Annotated in this window: 18 protein-coding genes; 15 read left to right on the top strand and 3 right to left on the bottom strand. The window is 42.0% G+C overall.

The genetic code is table 11. The features are described 5' to 3' along the window. The first annotated feature begins 52 nt into the window (after positions 1 to 52). The 10 genes from ACXAEY_RS13700 to ACXAEY_RS13655 all read left to right on the top strand — a co-directional run bounded on the left by ACXAEY_RS13700 (position 53) and on the right by ACXAEY_RS13655 (position 11,104). On the top strand, positions 53 to 337 hold the full coding sequence (locus ACXAEY_RS13700) for an HNH endonuclease (protein WP_474812568.1): 285 nt from the start codon (positions 53 to 55) through the stop codon (positions 335 to 337). A 174-nt stretch (positions 338 to 511) separates the two neighbouring features. Continuing rightward, complete coding sequence (locus ACXAEY_RS13695) at positions 512 to 2,071, top strand: glycine betaine uptake BCCT transporter (RefSeq protein WP_474812566.1); 1,560 nt, start codon at positions 512 to 514, stop codon at positions 2,069 to 2,071. A 140-nt stretch (positions 2,072 to 2,211) separates the two neighbouring features. Next, on the top strand, positions 2,212 to 2,922 hold the full coding sequence (locus ACXAEY_RS13690; RefSeq protein WP_474812564.1) for an NAD-dependent deacylase: 711 nt from the start codon (positions 2,212 to 2,214) through the stop codon (positions 2,920 to 2,922). 143 nt (positions 2,923 to 3,065) lie between these two features. Beyond that, positions 3,066 to 3,662 (top strand): LOG family protein, encoded by a 597-nt coding sequence (locus ACXAEY_RS13685; protein ID WP_270181479.1) that lies wholly within the window; start codon positions 3,066 to 3,068, stop codon positions 3,660 to 3,662. 233 nt (positions 3,663 to 3,895) lie between these two features. After that, on the top strand, positions 3,896 to 5,455 hold the full coding sequence (locus ACXAEY_RS13680; protein WP_270181480.1) for a fatty acid--CoA ligase: 1,560 nt from the start codon (positions 3,896 to 3,898) through the stop codon (positions 5,453 to 5,455). A 158-nt stretch (positions 5,456 to 5,613) separates the two neighbouring features. Further along, complete coding sequence (locus ACXAEY_RS13675) at positions 5,614 to 6,855, top strand: DHH family phosphoesterase (RefSeq protein ID WP_474812561.1); 1,242 nt, start codon at positions 5,614 to 5,616, stop codon at positions 6,853 to 6,855. Between the two features lie 581 nt (positions 6,856 to 7,436). Further along, the gene (gene yknW / locus ACXAEY_RS13670; RefSeq protein WP_474812559.1) at positions 7,437 to 8,111 is read left to right on the top strand and encodes a YknW family membrane protein; all 675 of its coding nucleotides are present in this window, start codon (positions 7,437 to 7,439) and stop codon (positions 8,109 to 8,111) included. Between the two features lie 4 nt (positions 8,112 to 8,115). Next, positions 8,116 to 9,234, top strand: a complete 1,119-nt coding sequence (locus ACXAEY_RS13665) for an efflux RND transporter periplasmic adaptor subunit (protein ID WP_474812557.1) — start codon at positions 8,116 to 8,118, stop codon at positions 9,232 to 9,234. Then, positions 9,231 to 9,920 carry an ABC transporter ATP-binding protein gene (locus ACXAEY_RS13660; protein WP_270181484.1) on the top strand — a complete coding sequence of 230 codons (690 nt, stop codon included), beginning with the start codon at positions 9,231 to 9,233 and terminating at the stop codon, positions 9,918 to 9,920. The genes ACXAEY_RS13665 and ACXAEY_RS13660 overlap by 4 nt, the downstream gene beginning before the upstream one ends. Then, positions 9,917 to 11,104, top strand: coding sequence for an ABC transporter permease (locus ACXAEY_RS13655; RefSeq protein ID WP_474812555.1), 1,188 nt, complete (start codon positions 9,917 to 9,919; stop codon positions 11,102 to 11,104). Before ACXAEY_RS13660 ends, ACXAEY_RS13655 begins: the two co-directional genes overlap by 4 nt. Before the next feature lie 418 nt (positions 11,105 to 11,522). Here ACXAEY_RS13655 and recQ read toward each other — a convergent pair whose 3' ends face one another. Then, positions 11,523 to 13,601: a DNA helicase RecQ gene (gene recQ, locus ACXAEY_RS13650; protein WP_474812553.1), complete on the bottom strand. Its 2,079-nt coding sequence runs from the start codon at positions 13,599 to 13,601 to the stop codon at positions 11,523 to 11,525. A gap of 147 nt (positions 13,602 to 13,748) precedes the next feature. Here recQ and ACXAEY_RS13645 point away from each other — a divergent pair, with 147 nt between their 5' ends. The 4 genes from ACXAEY_RS13645 to ACXAEY_RS13630 all read left to right on the top strand — a co-directional run bounded on the left by ACXAEY_RS13645 (position 13,749) and on the right by ACXAEY_RS13630 (position 15,611). Beyond that, positions 13,749 to 14,444 (top strand): DUF421 domain-containing protein, encoded by a 696-nt coding sequence (locus ACXAEY_RS13645; protein ID WP_474812551.1) that lies wholly within the window; start codon positions 13,749 to 13,751, stop codon positions 14,442 to 14,444. A gap of 17 nt (positions 14,445 to 14,461) precedes the next feature. Further along, entirely contained in the window at positions 14,462 to 14,635 is a 174-nt protein-coding gene (fbpA, locus tag ACXAEY_RS13640) for a Fur-regulated basic protein FbpA (protein ID WP_474812549.1), read from the top strand. 182 nt (positions 14,636 to 14,817) lie between these two features. Next, on the top strand, positions 14,818 to 15,009 hold the full coding sequence (locus tag ACXAEY_RS13635) for an aspartyl-phosphate phosphatase Spo0E family protein (protein WP_270181488.1): 192 nt from the start codon (positions 14,818 to 14,820) through the stop codon (positions 15,007 to 15,009). Positions 15,010 to 15,368: 359 nt separating this feature from the next. Then, positions 15,369 to 15,611: a type B 50S ribosomal protein L31 gene (locus ACXAEY_RS13630; protein ID WP_270181489.1), complete on the top strand. Its 243-nt coding sequence runs from the start codon at positions 15,369 to 15,371 to the stop codon at positions 15,609 to 15,611. Positions 15,612 to 15,645: 34 nt separating this feature from the next. Here ACXAEY_RS13630 and ACXAEY_RS13625 read toward each other — a convergent pair whose 3' ends face one another. Next, positions 15,646 to 16,122 carry a sigma-70 family RNA polymerase sigma factor gene (locus ACXAEY_RS13625; RefSeq protein WP_474812546.1) on the bottom strand — a complete coding sequence of 159 codons (477 nt, stop codon included), beginning with the start codon at positions 16,120 to 16,122 and terminating at the stop codon, positions 15,646 to 15,648. Between the two features lie 597 nt (positions 16,123 to 16,719). Here ACXAEY_RS13625 and ACXAEY_RS13620 point away from each other — a divergent pair. Further along, on the top strand, positions 16,720 to 17,553 hold the full coding sequence (locus ACXAEY_RS13620; RefSeq protein WP_474812545.1) for an STAS domain-containing protein: 834 nt from the start codon (positions 16,720 to 16,722) through the stop codon (positions 17,551 to 17,553). Here the strand turns inward: ACXAEY_RS13620 and ACXAEY_RS13615 are convergent. After that, entirely contained in the window at positions 17,548 to 17,883 is a 336-nt protein-coding gene (locus ACXAEY_RS13615; protein ID WP_270181492.1) for a hypothetical protein, read from the bottom strand. The genes ACXAEY_RS13620 and ACXAEY_RS13615 overlap by 6 nt on opposite strands. Positions 17,884 to 18,094 lie beyond the last annotated feature (211 nt).

The raw sequence follows: 18,094 nt of genomic DNA, 5'->3' as shown, positions 1-18,094 counted from the left end.
ATACGTAATAACAAAGAACAAATAATAACGAAGAGTTGAGAGGTGGTTAGGAATGGAATGCGAACTGTGCGGGCGAAAAGGAGTATCTAGTACGGTTCATCATTTAACACCAAAAGAAGAGGGAGGGACCTTTGGACCAACTGCAAATTTATGTCCTGCATGTCACAAGCAAATTCATGCGTTATACACAAATCAAGAGTTAGCAATTAGACTCAATACGATAAAAAAGTTAAAAGAGGACGACCAAATTCGACGGTTTTTAAAGTGGATAAAAAAACAACCTCCCACAAAACGAGTCAAAGTGTCGAAATCGAACGAAAAAAATAGAAAAAAATAGTCCCGCTATAGGTCGCATGTTATTAGGGTTTTTAGTAAATAGTGGGTAAAAGAGATCGCCTTAACTTGAAATTCGGTGTTTCGACCTATTTTGTAGTGGTATAGATAGATAGAGGTAAAAACGTACTATATTCTGTTATAAACAGAAAAATTAAATGAAGTTGAGGTGACTACTGTGACAGGAAAAATTTCATCAGTGTTTTGGAGTACGCTGGTTATCAGTTTATTGATGGTCGTATGGGGATCGATTTCTCCTGGCAGTCTCGAGTCCATGTCGGCCAGTGCCCAAACGTTTATTTCGAATAAGTTTGGTTGGTACTACTTAATATTAGTAACGCTTCTCGTCATTTTTTGTGTATTTATCATTTTTACACCGTACGGTAAGATCAAGCTTGGTAAGCCGGATGAAAAGCCGGAGTTTACAACACTAAGTTGGTTTGCCATGCTGTTCAGTGCTGGTATGGGGATCGGACTTGTTTTCTGGGGAGCAGCAGAACCGATCTATCATTATGCTGTGAATGCTCCAACAGCTGAAACAGGAACACCAGCAGCAGTAAAGGAATCCATGCAGTATGTGTACTTCCACTGGGGAGTTCATGCTTGGGCAATCTATGCGATCGTTGCACTCGTGCTCGCTTATTTTAAATTTAGACATGATAAGCCAGGGTTGATCAGTGCGACACTTTACCCGATCTTTGGTGATCGCGTAAACGGTCTGCTTGGTAAAGTAATCGATACGTTAGCTGTCTTTGCTACGATCGTTGGGGTAGCAACAACACTTGGTTTTGGTGCAGTCCAAATTAACGGTGGACTTTCTTACTTAACAGGCGTTCCTAACAATTTTACCTCTCAATTAATTATCATTGCAGTCGTAACTGTGCTATTCATGATTTCAGCATGGACAGGCATCAGTAAAGGAATTAAGTACTTAAGTAATGCGAACATTGGTCTTGCTGGATTTTTATTCCTCGCAATGTTCATCCTAGGACCAACGATTTACATTTTGAACATGTTTACAGATACGATCGGATCGTACTTAACAAACCTTTTAGCAATGAGTTTCCGCATTGCTCCGCTAAACCCTGAGAATAGAGAGTGGATCAACAACTGGACCATCTTCTACTGGGCATGGTGGATTTCGTGGTCTCCGTTCGTTGGAATCTTCATCGCGCGTGTTTCTCGCGGAAGATCCATCAGAGAATTTCTTGTTGGGGTATTGTTAGTTCCTTCTATCGTAGGTTTCCTTTGGTTCTCAACTTTTGGTGTTTCTGCGATTAACCTTCAACAAAATGGAACAGCAGATATCGCGTCCCTTGCGACAGAAGAAGCGTTATTCGGAACGTTTCAGAACTATCCGTTTGGTGTAGTACTTTCCATCATAGCGATTACATTGATCGGAACATTCTTCGTAACGTCTGCAGACTCTGCAACATTTGTTCTTGGAATGCAGACAACGTATGGGTCACTCAATCCTGGTACTAGTGTAAAGCTCACATGGGGAATAACGCAGTCAGCTATGGCAGCCGTGTTGCTTTATAGTGGCGGGTTACAGGCACTGCAGAATGTACTCATCCTCGCTGCGATGCCGTTCTCAATCATTATGATTCTCATGACCGTCTCCTTCTATAAGGCGATAACGAAAGAGAAGCATCTTGTTGCCAAAAGTCCTAAGCCGAAAAAGGATAAGAAGCGAGATCAAAAGGTTTCAGAAGACCCATCTCCTGCAAAATCGTAACATTTGACAAAACAATGAGGCACACTCGCCTCATTGTTTTTTTTATTACAAAGAAATAACAAAATATGGGGAAAAAGGTTTGAACAATCGAAAATATGTGAATGGTTAATTATTCGTACTTCTAAGGCAGGTGAATGATAATGCTTGCAAAATGGTTTTATGAAGCGAAACATACTGTTGTGCTGACAGGTGCTGGGATGAGCACTGAGAGTGGCTTAGCTGATTTTAGGTCGGCACTCGATGGCATGTGGAATGAGTATGATCCATTGCTCTTTGCTAGTCGAGATGCCATGACATATGAACGCGATCTGTTCGTTCGTTTTTATAAAAATCGAATTGAAAAATTACAATCTGCAATGCCTCATGAAGGGTATTACTATTTATCAGAATGGGAGAAAAGCGGTCATATTAGCTCGATACTAACTCAAAATGTTGATGGTTTTCACAAAAAAGCTGGTAGTAAAAACGTCGCAGAAATGCACGGCACATTATGTGAAGTGTATTGTGACGATTGTGGTGAATCGTTCGAAAACGCTCATTTCTTAAACGATGACAATATTTGCGAGTGTGGGGGATTTAAACGACCGGGAGTGGTGTTGTTCGGAGAGCCGTTGCCTATGAGCGCGATCCACTTAGCGAAGCAAGAAACAAGGAAAGCGGATCTTTTCATTGTGCTAGGTTCATCCTTAAGTGTTTCACCAGCAAACTTGTTTCCGGTAGAAGCGAAGCGCCATGGTGCCAGAGTGATCATCGTTAACGATGAAGAAACAAAATATGATACGATGGCTGATCTCGTCATCAATCGGAAAATCAAAGATGTATTAACAGAGCTAGCAGAAGAGAAAGGGTAATGGGGAGACTGCCAACGTTGGCAGTCTCTTCTTTTGGATTATTAGGCATCACTTTTTTTGTGAGTATTTCCTCTATTTTTCTTTCATATAAAATAGTACGATTACGATGTAGTTGGGAAAATCTTACGAAAGGGGCGCTGTGAATGACGAACTTAAATCGTATTACTGTATTTTGTGGTTCTAGTGAGAATGTAGACAGGCTCTACTATGAGGCTGTCGAAAAACTTGGAGAGCAACTAGCACGCCAAGGAATCGAAGTTATTTATGGCGGTGGAAACGTCGGGCTGATGGGAGCACTAGCTCGTACGGTGATTAAACACGGTGGGAAAGTAACTGGCATCATTCCGAGAAAAATCTATGATAACGTTGCACACATAGAGTTATCGGAACTGATCATCGTAGAAACGATGCATGAACGGAAAGCAAAAATGTATGATCACGGTGATGCGTTCCTAGCACTGCCTGGTGGGATCGGTACATTAGAAGAGCTAACAGAAATATTCACTTGGTACCAGCTCGAATACCATAACAAGCCGATCGCGTTGTTAAATACAAAAAATTACTACGCGCCTTATCATTCCATGCTAGAACACATGGTAAGCGAAGGCTTCCTAGCGAAACAATATATGGAACCTCTCCTTTCACACGAAGACCCCGTTCAATTACTAGAGATGATCAAGCATCATCATGTACCTAAGATGAACAAGTGGAGTCAGGACGACCTGACCGATCGAATATAACTATTGAGACTGTCGATTTACGACAGTCTTTTTAATTTGTTGATGCGGTCTCAGGGAAAATCCTCTCTATTCTGTCATGGGTCTCAAAAGTCTTTTCGACAGTCTTAGGCTCCATTTATATCAGAATTTTCAGATATAAGAAGGATTTTTAGCAAAGAAAACGGAACTATACACAGTGGACACATACATACGAGACCAATCATCGTCACACTATTCAAATGAGGAGGATGTACATGTACGTAACGATCGGTTCTCTATTTATGCAAACGGTAAGAAAGTTCGGTCCTAAGGAAGCTCTTGTCGATAAGACAAAGGGGATACGGTGGACATATGAGCAATGGAATGTCGAAGTAAATCGAGTGTCGAATGCGCTTTTGGATGCAGGTGTAAAAAAGGGTGACCGTGTTTCTACACTGCTGTTTAACAATACTGAGCTCGCTTGTCTGTTTTTCGCTTGTGCTAAGATCGGTGCCGTTCTTAACCCGATCAACTTTAGGTTGAAGCCAAATGAAGTCGCTTACATTTTGAAAGACGCTGAGCCTTCCGTAGTTGTTTATGAAAAGATGCTTGAACCTGTCATAACAGCTGTGCAAGAGAATTTTCCTAACGTCTCGTTCTGGTTAACAGAAGGAGAGCCACAAGCGTTTTCTGAAAGCTATGAAAAGCTTGTACGCCTTTCGTCTGTAGAAGAGCCAACAATCGAGGTAGACGAAAACGATACGTATGCCATCATGTATACGAGCGGAACGACAGGAAGACCTAAAGGCGTGCTTCATAAGCATAGAAGCATGGTGGAGCAAAGTTTAATATGTGGAGCTAGCTTACATGTGAAAGATCATGACATTGGACTTGTCGCTGCTCCGATGTTTCATTGTGCGGAACTTCATTGTAATTTCTTGCCTCGTGTACATTTTGGAGCGGTTAACGTCATCCTTCATCATTTCGAACCAAAGAAAGTGTTAGAAACGATTCAAGAAGAAAAAGTAAGCATCTTCTTTGGTGCACCTACGATGTGGAACATGATTCTTCAAGAAGACCTTGCTTTGTATGATATTAGCAGCCTTCGAATAGGGCTATATGGTGCTGCCCCAATGGCGCCGGCGATGGTGAAGATCATTAAAGAACGACTCGGTATCAATCTCCTTCAGGCTTATGGCATGACAGAGATGGGACCTGCAGTGACGTTCCTTGATCAGCATGAACAGTTATCTAAAGTTGGTTCAGCTGGGCGAGCCGCGATCAACCATGAGGTGCGAGTCGTGCGCCCTTCTGAAGAAGGACCATCAGATCCAGAAGCCATTCTTCCGCCGGGAGAAGTAGGAGAAATCATCGTGAAGGGACCATGTATGATGATCGGCTACTTTAACCGTCCGGATGCGACAGAACAGGCCCTTTATAAAGGGTGGTACCACTCTGGAGACCTTGGTTATATGGACGCTGAAGGCTATCTATACGTCTCCGATCGAGTAGATGATATGGTGATTTCTGGTGGTGAGAACGTTTACCCAAGAGAGATCGAAGACGTTTTGCATGCCCATGATGGTGTCTTAGATGTAGCGGTGCTTGGGCAGCCAGATGAAAAGTGGGGCGAGGTCGTAACGGCGATCGTCGTGAAAAAAGACGCATCTATCACTGAAGAAGATCTCGATCGTCACTGTCAAGAAAGTCCTAATCTAGCGACTTATAAGAGACCAAGGAAATATATTTTTGTTGATGAACTACCGAGGAATGCAAGTGGGAAGATTCAAAAGTTCATGCTCCGTGAACGTTTTGAAACAAAAACTAACGCATGACCACCTGTTGTGTCATAAACCGTTCAGATGTATAATTTAACGGGTTGTCAGGTTGTCAGAAAAAGCGAGCTACCGTGCTCGCTTTTTTTTATGAGGTGGATTTTCGTAATGATTTTAAACACCAAGCACATACTAACGTGGAATAGGAGGAGTGGGCGATGATAAAACTTTTTACAGATAGTGACCTAGATGGATCAGCATGTGCACTCATTGCAGAACTTGCGTTTGAGAAAAGTGCTGACATTACACATTGTACATATCGAAACTTAAATGAACGCGTAGAATCTTTTCTAGAGAAAAACGATGAAAGTCCACTTTTTATTACAGACCTCTCTGTGAACGAAGAGATCGAACAACTGTTGGAGAAGCGTTTTCAAGAAGGCAAACATGTACAAATGATCGATCATCATGCGAGCGCTATGCATTTTAATGAGTACGAATGGGGATATGTAGAGCCTGGTGATGAAAAAAAAACGTGCGCAGCTACATTGTTTTATCAATACTTAGTAGACCGTGAAAAGATTGAACGAAGTGAGGGATTAGAACTTTTCCTAGAACTCGTACGTAAATATGATACGTGGGAATGGGAAGAAGACGATGATACGGATGCCAAACGCCTGAACGATTTGTTTTCGATATTAGGGAGAGAAACGTTCAAAGCAGAAATGATAAGACGTTTGACTCGTGATCCGGACTCATTTTCATTGAGCGAATCAGAAGAAATGATTCTCGATTTAGAAGAGCGAAAGATCAGTCGGTATATTCATAAGAAGAACTTTCAAATCGTACAAACGTTCATAGACGAATATTGCGTAGGAATGGTGCATGCTGAATCTTATCATTCTGAGTTAGGAAACGAACTGAACAAACGCCATCCTCATCTCGACCTCATCACGATCATCAACATTGGAAGCAAGCGTCTTGGTTTTCGAACAATTCATGATGAAGTGGATGCTTCGGAGTTTGCCGGTCGATTCGGAGGCGGTGGCCATCCAAAAGCTTCTGGATGCGAACTAACAGAAGAGACATTCGAAATCTTTATCGCAAAACCATTTCAATTAAAACCGTTAAAAAGCGATGCTGATCGTAATCGTTTAAACCAAAGAGATGGTGAAAGTGGTTCATTCTATGAAAATCATGAAGGTGACATCATTTTTATTCGACAAGTCGATGAGACATTTGAGGTAGTAAGACAAGGTGAAGTGGAAGACTGCACGTTCCATACGTTCGATGACGCAGAACGATACGTTAAGAGACAGTATCACGCATGGTTAAGGTCAGATGAGCGTGTTGTGGAAGACCTTACAAGAGTTCTACCTCTTTCAAAAGAACAGCTCTTTGAACGCTACGATGAACTATTGACTGTACTAAATCATCAGAAGGAAGACGCTCTTAGTTAAAGATTCTCAGCTTGTCGAGAAACCTAAGTCATTATTTGGTGCTCCCTATGCCGTAGTCGATTGCACGCTTTCCGCGGACGAACGTCCAAGCCCGAGGTGAAACCCACACCCCGATCTCGGCCGCCCGTACGACGAGCCCGCGATCGTCTCTCCTACTTGAGGAGAACGAATCCAAAACGAACATTCCGTCCCAATGGTATAACGGACGAATATGGGAGTTCTGACTTTCCATCTGTCCTTCAACGTTAATTTAATCCACAACACTGGTACTTTCTTAACTTTTTAGGAAGACGCTCTAAGTTGAGCGTCTTTTTTTAACATGTAACTGAACATCGATGCCATCATACGATGAAGGAATCATATCTAAAGGAGAGCATCTCATGAAAAGAGTTCTATCGCTCACACTATTGAGTGTTGCTGGATTTATCTTTAACGCGGTCAGGAAGTATGAACGTGTTCTAAAAGATGCCGAATATGAGAAAGAGTGAAGGAAAATCAAAACATTTTTTTATAATTTTTGGGAACCTTTCAAAATCCTTGTGCGTATATACAGGTGAGTAAATTAGAAAGGTTGTGACGAGATGAACGAGAACTCAACAAATCCATCAATCCTAGGGATGATCTTTAGCCCAGGTGAACAATTTGAGAGGATCCGCGAAAAGCCAAAGGTATGGGTACCACTTCTGATCGTAGTGCTCGCTTCACTTTTTGCGGGCTGGTTGATGGTGATGAGTCCTGACTTTGAACAAGAAATGATGGCTGGTAACATGAACGGCGCAGAAGGTATGGAAGGCATGGAAGGCATGCTGACTTTCATTAAGATATCAACTGCGATTTCGATCGGTCTCTCCCCAATATTCGGTGTATTGATCGGAAGCTTTATTTACTGGTTGATTTCAAAAGCCACACCTTCTGAAGTGACATTCAAGCAGTTATTTTCTATGAACTTATTCATTACTTTTGTTGGTACGATCGGACTTTTATTGAACGGTGGTTTGATGGCATTACTAGGCGGATCCATCGATTCGATGTATACGAGTATCGGTAGTCTAGTAAATGCAGATGGAGCTGCAGGCGGCATCTTGAATGGTTTTGAAATCTTCGGAATCTGGACAACAATCCTAACGGTAATCGGTCTTAGAATTACAGCTGGATGGCCAAAAGCACTTGCATGGATCATTCCAATCATCTTCTTCTTGATCGGTATCGGTTTCGCAGCGATCGGTGCGATTATGAACAGCATGGCAGGTATGTAATCAAATGAAGAAGAAAGTATGGATTTCGATTTCTGTAGTAGCAGTATTAGTTCTGATAATAGGATTTAACGTATACAGAACGTCAGCTAGTAAATCAGCTGAGGTTGAAACAGGAACATTAGTAAGTGAAAACATCAATACGACGGTCATGACTCCAGGAACATTGACCCTCGCAAATGAAAGTCTTTTGTTTGAAGACCCATCGAAAGGTGAACTAACGACGGTCCATGTAGAAGAGGGAGACGCTGTTAAGAAGGGTGATAACGTATTAACGTACGAGAATCCTGATCTTAAGATGGAGAAAGAGCAGAACGATATTAACATCGAATCGCTCTACCTTCGCATTAATTCACTCGACAAACAAAAAACGAGATTACAAGAAAAAGAAGATGAACTAGCAGACGACGTAGGAAGAGAAGAAGCAGAAGAGACGATGGAAGCTGAGCTCGACCAAATACAAATGGATATTCGCATGGCAAACCTTGACCTTCGTCAAGCGTTGCTGCAGCGTGATCGTCTGAAAGAACGCATGTCTGAATTAACAGTGACGAGCGAAATCGATGGTGTCGTGATTGAAGTGAACGAAAGTAGCTCGCCAACGACTCAGGGTGAGAAGCCGCTCATTCGACTCGGGAGTATAAACGATCTTGTTGTAAAAGGCAAGCTTTCTGAATATGACACGTTGAGCGTGGATGATGGCCAGAGTGTAACACTTACGTCAGATGCGGTTCCAGATCAGGAATGGAAAGGAAAAGTTTCTGAAGTCGCTTATTTACCGGAAACCACTGCAACAGAGAGCGGATCTTCTGCTGTTCAGTTCCCTGTCACGGTTACAATCGATGATGGGCAAAAGCTTAACCTTAAACCGGGCTTTCAAATGATTGTAGAAATCGAAACCGAATCACATCAAGCAATGACGCTGCCGTTTAGTTCAGTCCTTCAGGACGGTGATAATCAGTATGTCTACGCTGTTGAAGGTGGAAAAGCTGTTCGAAAAGACATCAAAACAGGTTCTTCTACCGCTGAACGAATCGAAGTAACAAGCGGCGTTACGAAGGATGATCAGGTTGTCATCGACCCTCCTGGTAAACTTAAGGATGGGATGGATGTGAGTGTTAAATGATCCAACTAGAAAAAATCGTCAAAAGCTACGCGCTAGGTAAAGAAACGGTCGAAGTATTAAAAGGAATTTCCGTTGATATTGAGAAAGGTGAGTTTGTTGCGATCATGGGGCCGTCTGGTTCAGGAAAATCAACGTTGATGAATATCATCGGATGCCTAGACCGTCCGACGGCTGGATCCTATTATTTAGAAGGAGAAGATGTTTCGAAACACTCTGATCCTGAACTTGCGAAGGTCCGTAATAAATCGATTGGATTCGTTTTTCAGCAGTTTCAGCTTCTGCCGAGGTTGACCGCTTTAAAGAATGTTGAACTTCCAATGGTCTATGCAGGGGCTTCGAAGAAAGAGCGAGAAGAACGTGCTAGTGATTCATTGACACGCGTTGGCCTTAGAGATCGAATGGGGCATCTTCCAAACGAGTTATCTGGTGGGCAGAAGCAGCGTGTCGCGATTGCAAGAGCGCTTGTTAATGATCCATCTCTCATTCTTGCGGATGAGCCTACAGGTGCCCTCGATACGGCAACGAGTGTCGCGATCATGGAACTTTTCGTTGAACTGAACAAGGAAGGTACAACGATCATCGTCGTAACACATGAACCAGAAGTAGCGGCGTATGCGAATCGTGTGATCTACGTTCGAGATGGTTTGCTCGGAAAACAGCCTACGACTGGAGGTTTCCCTTCATGAGTCTCTTAGAAAATATTAAGATGGCTCTGATGTCCGTTAAGGCTCACAAAATGCGATCGATTTTGACGATGCTCGGCATCATCATCGGTGTAGCCGCTGTCATCGTCGTCGTTGCAATCGGTCAGGGTGGCGAAGCGATGCTAAAGTCTCAAATCGCTGGAGATGGAAATACGATCGAAGTCTTTTATCAGCCTTCAGAAGAAGAGATGCAGCGTGGCGACTGGGAGCAGAACCCATTTACTAACGATGATATCAGAGAGCTTGAAAAGATTGAAAAAGTAACGAAGGTCGTAGCATCGACTTCAGAATACTCCACTGTTCGGCTCCGAGAAGAATCGACCGATACATCGATCATCGGCATCAACCAGGCGTACATGGACGTCAATAAACTTGATATTGCAGAAGGGCGTGGGTTTACTTCTGCTGATTTCCTTGGCGGGAGAAGAGTGACGGTAGTTAGTGCTGCCATGAAGGAAGAACTTTTTGAAGGAAAATCGCCTATCGGAGAAATCATTCGCGTAGGTGTTCAGCCGGTCGAAATCATCGGTGTACTTGAAAAGCCTACTGGATTGTTTGCATTTGGATCTGTCGATACGTATCTCCCATGGTCTGCAATGCGGAACATGTTTGGAACGAATAGTTATAGTCAGGTAACGTTGCAAGTAGGAGATACAGATGACCTTAAGCCGACAGGAGAGCAGGCGACAGAAGTTTTGAATCGGTTGCATGATACTGAGGATTCCTATCAAGTAATGAACATGGAGGAAATCGCTGCAGGTATCGGTCAGGTCACGACGATCATGACAACGATCATCGGTAGTATTGCAGGTATCTCGCTGCTCGTTGGAGGAATCGGAGTCATGAATATCATGCTCGTTTCCGTTACGGAGCGAACAAGAGAAATCGGAATAAGAAAATCACTCGGCGCAACGAGACAGCAGATTCTGCTTCAGTTTCTCGTGGAGTCGATCATCTTGACGTTGATCGGTGGCACGATCGGAATTTTGCTTGGTGCAGGTACGGCATACCTCGTATCGTTTTTTGCGAACTGGCCATCACTCATCTCATGGCAAGTTGTCGTAGGAGCCCTCGTGTTCTCGATGCTGATCGGTATCGTCTTTGGCATCTTACCAGCAAACAAAGCGTCACGACTCGATCCGATTGATTCGTTGCGTTATGAATAAAGGTAATGAAAGAGGAAGAGCGATTTGCTCTTCCTTTTTTTTGCTGTGTTTCAGATGTGATTTTATATATAGCAAAGGAAGAGCACCTCTGCTCTTCCTCAGAGTGTAGAGAAAGTCTCCAAGGTAGATGAAAGTAGATGATTATTTCCATTCTAATTATGTTGATGGATAGTGAATATCCGCCTGTTAAACCCATTGGACGGAACGTTCGTTTTGGATAAATTCTCATCAAGTAGGAGAGACGATCGAGGGCTCCTGCGGTCGTACGGGCGGCCGAGACCGGGGTGTGGCTTTCACCTCGGGCTTGGACGTTCGTCCGCGGAAAGCATGCGATCGTCATCGACTACGGTATCGGGAGCACCGAATAATGAAATAGGTTCTCGACAAGCTGAGGAAGAGCAAATCGCTCTTCCTCTTTTTATTTCGTTACTTTTCTCTTTTTCGTCAATACAGCTTTAATTTGCGTATAGGTGATTTCTTCTGGCAGTGCTTCCTTCAATGGCTTGAGTTTCTCTACTCCAATTCGATCTGCTTCATTCAAGATGAGTTCTTCCGTTTCAGGAGCTACTAATCGATCGATTTCCAACAACCCTTCTTCGATTGCTTTTAAAAGGTGACCTTCGACGGTTGATTCACTTAGTCCTCTTGAAGCAGCGATCATCGGAATCTTTTCTCCATCTTGAAATAGTTCGAACGTTGCGAGGTGGCTGGGCTTTTCATCTTGATGACGAGAAGAGAGAGAGTCTAATAGGTCAAGAAATGCTTTTCCGTATTTTTCATACTTCATTTCCCCAACACCTTTGACCTTCAGCATCTCGTCACGTGATGTAGGGAGCACCTCGCTTAATTCTCTTAACGTACTATCAGCAAAAACGACATACGGTGGAACGCCGTCTCGGTCAGCAATTTGCTTCCGGAGCATTCTGAGTTTTTCAAACAGCTCATCGTTTCCTTCGATCGCTTCAGGCGTTCTCGATACTTTCTTATGGATAGCGGTTTGTCCTTTAAGCACGGGCAAGGTTTTCTCTTGGAGAATGAGTGTAGGGTATTTACTATCTGTTAACGTGATGAATTGCTCAGCCGTGAGAAAATCAATCATATCAATGATGTCCTGTTGCGTTCGACGTGCAAGGAGACCGAACGTCGTAACTTGATCAAGCTGAAGTTCTTTTATTCGTTTTGATCTAGAGCCTTTTAGAATCTGTGCGATGATTGTTTTCCCGAACCGTTCGTTCACTCGCTTTATCGTAGAGAAGATCATTTGTGCTTCTTTCGTAATATCGACAGCTTCTCGCTCATCAACACAGTTGCTGCATTTTCCACAGCGATAGTTCGGACGCTCATCACCGAAATAGTGTAGGATCGCGCCTTGCAGACATTTTTCAGTATGGCAGTAATCCACCATCGCTTTTAATTTTGCAAGATCCGCTGACTTTCTTACAGCGTCATGCTGGTTTTCTTGAATGAGGAATTTCTGAATATGAATGTCTCCTGGTGAAAATAAAAGAAAACAGTCACTTTCCTCCCCATCTCTTCCAGCACGTCCCGCTTCTTGATAATAAGACTCCATGTTCTTAGGAAGGTTATGGTGTATGACAAATCGCACGTTGGATTTATCGATCCCCATACCAAAGGCGTTCGTAGCAACCATTACCACAATATCATCGAATAAAAACGCTTCTTGAGCGGCCTTTCGCTCGGTTTCTGATAATCCAGCGTGATATTTGCCAACCTTTATTCCAAGCTTCTCAAGTGAGGAATGCAGCTGATCTGCTTCCTTTCGAGTGGCCGTGTAGATGATGCCCGATTGAGAAGCATTTTGTTTCAAGTACGAGGTAATGAAGCTTTTTTTCTTTTCTCCTTTTACAACGGAAAAATGCAGATTTTCTCTCTCGAAGCCAGAGATAAACGTCTGTTCTTCTGTAATGTTAAGGATGCGCTGAATATCATGAACGACTTCTGGAGTAGCGGTTGCGGTTAGCGCGATGATCGGAGGGCGTTCAGAAAAGGCGTTCATCATGTGGCTGATCTTCATATAGCTAGGACGGAAATCATGTCCCCACTGAGAGATACAGTGCGCTTCATCAACTGCGATCAATGAAACCGACGTTCGATTCAACATTTGTTGGAAAGAAGGTGCTTCTAATCGTTCAGGTGCGATATAAAGAAGTTTTATCTCACCGTATTCTGCTTCTTGCATTGTCGCTCGTATTTCTGTTTCTGTTAATGAACTGTTTATATAGGCAGCATCGATACCATAACCAGATAGCGCATCTACCTGGTCTTTCATCAAAGAAATCAACGGTGAAATCACAATCGTTAACCCATCGTTCATAAGAGCGGGGATTTGATAACAGATGGATTTACCTCCACCAGTTGGCATGATTCCTAGGGTGTTTTGTTTTGTAAGAATACTTTTGATGATGTTCGTTTGACCGGATCGGAACTCATTATATCCAAAATAATGTTTCAGCTGACTTTTTGCTTGATCGAGCATGGTATCTTCCTTTCTGTCAGATCGGACAACTTTTATCTTATCGTACACCACGGTAGCTGTACAGGACACATAAATTCTAATTCAGATATGCAAACTAGTAGAAAATGTTAATGAGATGTTTCAAGTTGAAAAAAAGGGGAAAATGAGATGAGTGATTGGTTAGAAATCGTTGGAAGGTCATTTTTTACGCTGATCGTCTTATTTTTATTAACAAAATTTCTTGGTAAAAAGCAGCTCTCAAAACTGTCTTATTTTGAATACATCGTCGGTATCATTATCGGTGATATCGCAGGTACGTTGACGATGAGTAAAGAAGCGAACCTGTTCAATGGACTAACGAGTCTGTTTATTTGGGCAGGAGCATCTGTTGTGATCAGTATCATCTCCCTAAAAAACAAAAAGTTTCGAGATATCGTTGAAGGGAAAGCAACTGTGTTCATCAAGGATGGAAAGATTCTTGAGAAGAACTTAAGGAAGGAGCGCATCTCTACAGATGAACTATTAGAGATGTTACGTAAGAAAGATGTTTTTTCAGCAAGTGAAGTTGAGTTTGCATTACTAGAAGCAGACGGTGAGCTCAGCATTCTCTTGAAACGGGACTATCGTCCAGTACGACCGTCAGAATTATGGCTACACCTTCCTAAAGAAAAGGAGCCGAAGTCATTGATCATGGACGGAGACGTCATGACAGAAGTGCTTGCTAATATTGGAAAATCGGAAGAATGGTTACATGCAAAACTTAAAGAGAAAGAAGTCAGCATAGAAGAGGTCTATTTAGCGCAATTGCACTCTGATGGAAGGCTGACACTTGATTATTTTGATGATGCTAAACCTGATACCTAGTAGTTGGAGGAATGAACGTGGCAAAGGTTACACGCTCGAAAGATGAGCTTATCTCCCTTTTATTAGAAAAGGGAATATACAAGATAAAGCATAAGCAATTATACGAATGTTCTACTACAGAATTATTTTATTACTACTTGTCGCTTACTAAAGAAACGCTTCAGGTGTTAAATTCTAAGGTTAGTTCTTAACAGCTTCTCATTTTGAAGCTGTTTTTTATTTCAAAAATATGGTCGTAAATTGGAAGTTTGTGCGAATGAATGTATAGAGATTAAACACAGCAGGAGTTTTTGTCTAGTTTTGGCGAAAGGGTTCACAAGTCGAGTGAAAATTTGGATAATAGAGTTTGTACAAATTGAAGGAGGGACCTGGATTGTTGTATGTTGACTATGATGCTAGGGAAGTTTTGCTTGATTGGATAAAACGTAAACAGGAGGAAATGATTGAGATCGGGGTAAAAAAAGGAATATCGCATGAGGAAACGTTACAGTGTAGTCAAGAGTTAGATAGTTTGTTAACGTCTTATCAAAGATTTCAGTTTCAACAGAAAGAAGCAGTTCGATAGATATCGGTTCTTCTATTCATCAAGACGCGTTATACACAATCACTTCTACTTCTAGAGCTACGTCGCTCAACAACCTCCACGATAAGCTTATCATAACTATTCCATTGAATCTCTATCGATTTTTTCATACGGTTTTTATTAGAAGGTGTCGTCCGTATACACGAGTTGATAAGATCGTTACATACCATAAAATAAATTTTTATTAAAAATCTGTGATTCAATGTTTGAACAAATTGCTCAAAGATTATATACTAGGAAGGACGGGTTTTGAACTCATCGTATGTTGAAGTCAAAATCTCTTAAGTTATACCCTTCATTTAAACGTAAATGATGATTCGATCGATAAAGGAGGTCTACTAATGAAGCAAGGAATTCATCCTGAATACCAAAAAGTTGTTTTTCTAGATGTAAGTAGCGGATTTAAGTTTCTAACTGGTTCTACTCAAGGATCAAACGAAACAATCGAGTGGGAAGACGGTAACGAATATCCACTAATCAAAGTTGATATCAGTTCTGAGTCTCACCCGTTCTACACTGGTCAGCAGCGCTTTAACGATGCTGGTGGTCGTGTTGAGAAGTTTAAGAAGAAATACAACCGCTAAACATGAAAACACCCCGTTCCCACGGGGTGTTTTTTTACTTTAGTGCTTTCCTCAGTTTCATGATCGCACGCTTTCGCCACGATTTTACCGCTTCAACCGTCACGCCTTCTTTCATTGCAATGTCGCTAACGGAAAGTTCTTCGACAAGTGACAGTTCGATCCACTTCCGCTGATTCGGCGTTAATAAAGTAAGGTAGTGGGACAATTCATACTCAGAGCGAACAGAAGCTTCGGCAGAAGGAAACTCAGTGATATCATCAGAACTAACGAATCGGGTAGATCGCGTTGCTTCTCTTCTTATCTCATCGATCAATGCCCCTCGTATTTTTACATAAGCAAATGATGAAAAACTGCCTTTTGATGCGTCATACCGAGTTGCGCACTCCCATAAAGCGATCATAGCCATCTGTTCATAGTACGCATAGTTTTTCGTAAGACGCAGTTTAGCAATCTGACTTTTTATGAGAGGCGTGTATTGCGTAACGAGCACTTCGAATTCATGATCTTCCACCTATACTTCTCCAGTGAGGGTGCACCCTTTTCAAATTCCGTCGGTAAGGCAACTTTAGTGTATTTCAATTTGATCTTCACCTTAGTAAACAGAATGTTTGATCGAGATAAAGGTCTCAAATGGCATGTTTCACCGAAGCAAATGAGGAATATTGAGGAAGTGGAAGAGTTCAAATACGCCGTTTGTGTCTATTTTAGGACAAAAAAAAACGACCTTTTGGAAGATCGCTCAGAGTGTCCTATGCTTTTCTGTAGCAGAGCTGTGCTTTAACACCTTTTCCTTGAAGGTCACGTACGATTCGTCGAAGTTCCTCTTTCGTTAATAGTTTTTCTTTTAGCATGTGGCACCTCCGGGAGAATGTATGATACAGGGCAAGAGCCGTTGACTTCCGATTATCATGTCAAAATACTGTTTCCCTTTGCTTGCAATTACTAAACGTATCGATATGAAATAAACTCTCCACCTTATACTATTCCACTTTAATAGGCTAATACCTTTAAAAAAATGGCACATTCTTCATGATAGTAAAGTGTATAAAATGAAAAAAGGGGGAATCAATGTACTAACAATAAATTCTAAAAAATGGGAGAAGAGATCATGAACAAAGTTGAACGAAGGTATGTAGATTTCTTCCAAGATCACATAGGAGAAATCGGTGAAAAGTGGATTGCAAGACTTCATTTGCTTGTTAACGAAAATGAGGCGACTGATACGGGAGTCATCGATGATGTAGAGCTTAAAAGAGAAATCGAAGCGTTTTGCTCAGATTTTGTGCGTCAAATGATTTTCCTCGAATCAAATGAACGTGATGTTATGCAGTGGGCGAGTCGGATTGTAGAAATATTTGTGAACCATACGTTTTCCTTGCAACAATCTGTCGCGAGTCTTACGTATTTAAGACAGATTCTATGGGATGTTATGGTTGAATTTAGTCAAGAAACAACAGAAAATATCCAAGCGAGCCAACTGGCTGAATGGGGCAGCTTCATGAACAAGTCCTTTGACCTACTTCTTCATAAAGTGACGGTTTATACGAATCAGCTTAATGAAGAGAGGATGAATGCACAGGATACGAAAATTTCAGAATTGAGCGTTCCGATTATTCCACTATCAAAAAACGTTGCTGTACTCCCCTTGATTGGGACAATCGATACGTACCGTGCGTCTCTCATTCAACGAAGAGGAATTGAGAAAAGTGCTGAGCTTGGTCTTTCTCACTTAGTAATCGACTTATCCGGCGTCCCGATCATGGACACGATGGTAGCGAATGAAATCTTTCAGCTGATTAAGATACTAGAGCTATCAGGTATCGATGCAACGGTCACGGGAATTCGACCAGAGATTGCACAAACAACGGTGAGCTTGGGGCTGGATTTTGATCGCGTTAAAACATACGCCCATTTGCACCAAGCCATACATGAAATTTTATAATGAAAAGGTAAGATAGCCACTTAAGTGTTCGTAGTTACCGTGCTTTAATAAGAAAATGGCTAAGATGTATTTATGATAGCGCTTAAGGGTCGATTTATTAAATAAATAGTGCTGCACAAGCTCTCGGTATGGGAGCTTTCGTGTTTGGATGACGCGGTCTGAAAGCTTAGGAAGTTCGATCAGCTTGTATGCCACGCCTTTGCACCAGTTTCGTACAGATGGTTCTACGGGTGTGTGAACACTTAGCTGTTGAAAAGAAATTCGATATTGTTTCAAATGTTCCTGATAACGAATGATTTCGCTTTTGAATAAACCGTTTTCTTGCATCATACCCATCCCTCCTTACCACGTTTCATCAAAACTTGTACTATGCGAAGATTATAAGGCTAAGAGGTGAAAGAATCAATGGGTATAAAATGGGAAGTTAGCTCGTCCCATTTAGGTCTAAAGACCCGTTCTTTTTGGAGAACCTATGTTACTATAATGATGCAACGTGAGAAGTAATAAAAAGAAGAGGGAGTTTCCCTCTTCTTTTAGCACA

The sequence above is a fragment of the Anaerobacillus sp. ABA4_114 genome, assembly GCF_056159065.1.
The sequence above is the reverse complement of the archived record's forward strand: the minus strand, read 5'-3'. Positions and strand labels throughout refer to the sequence as shown.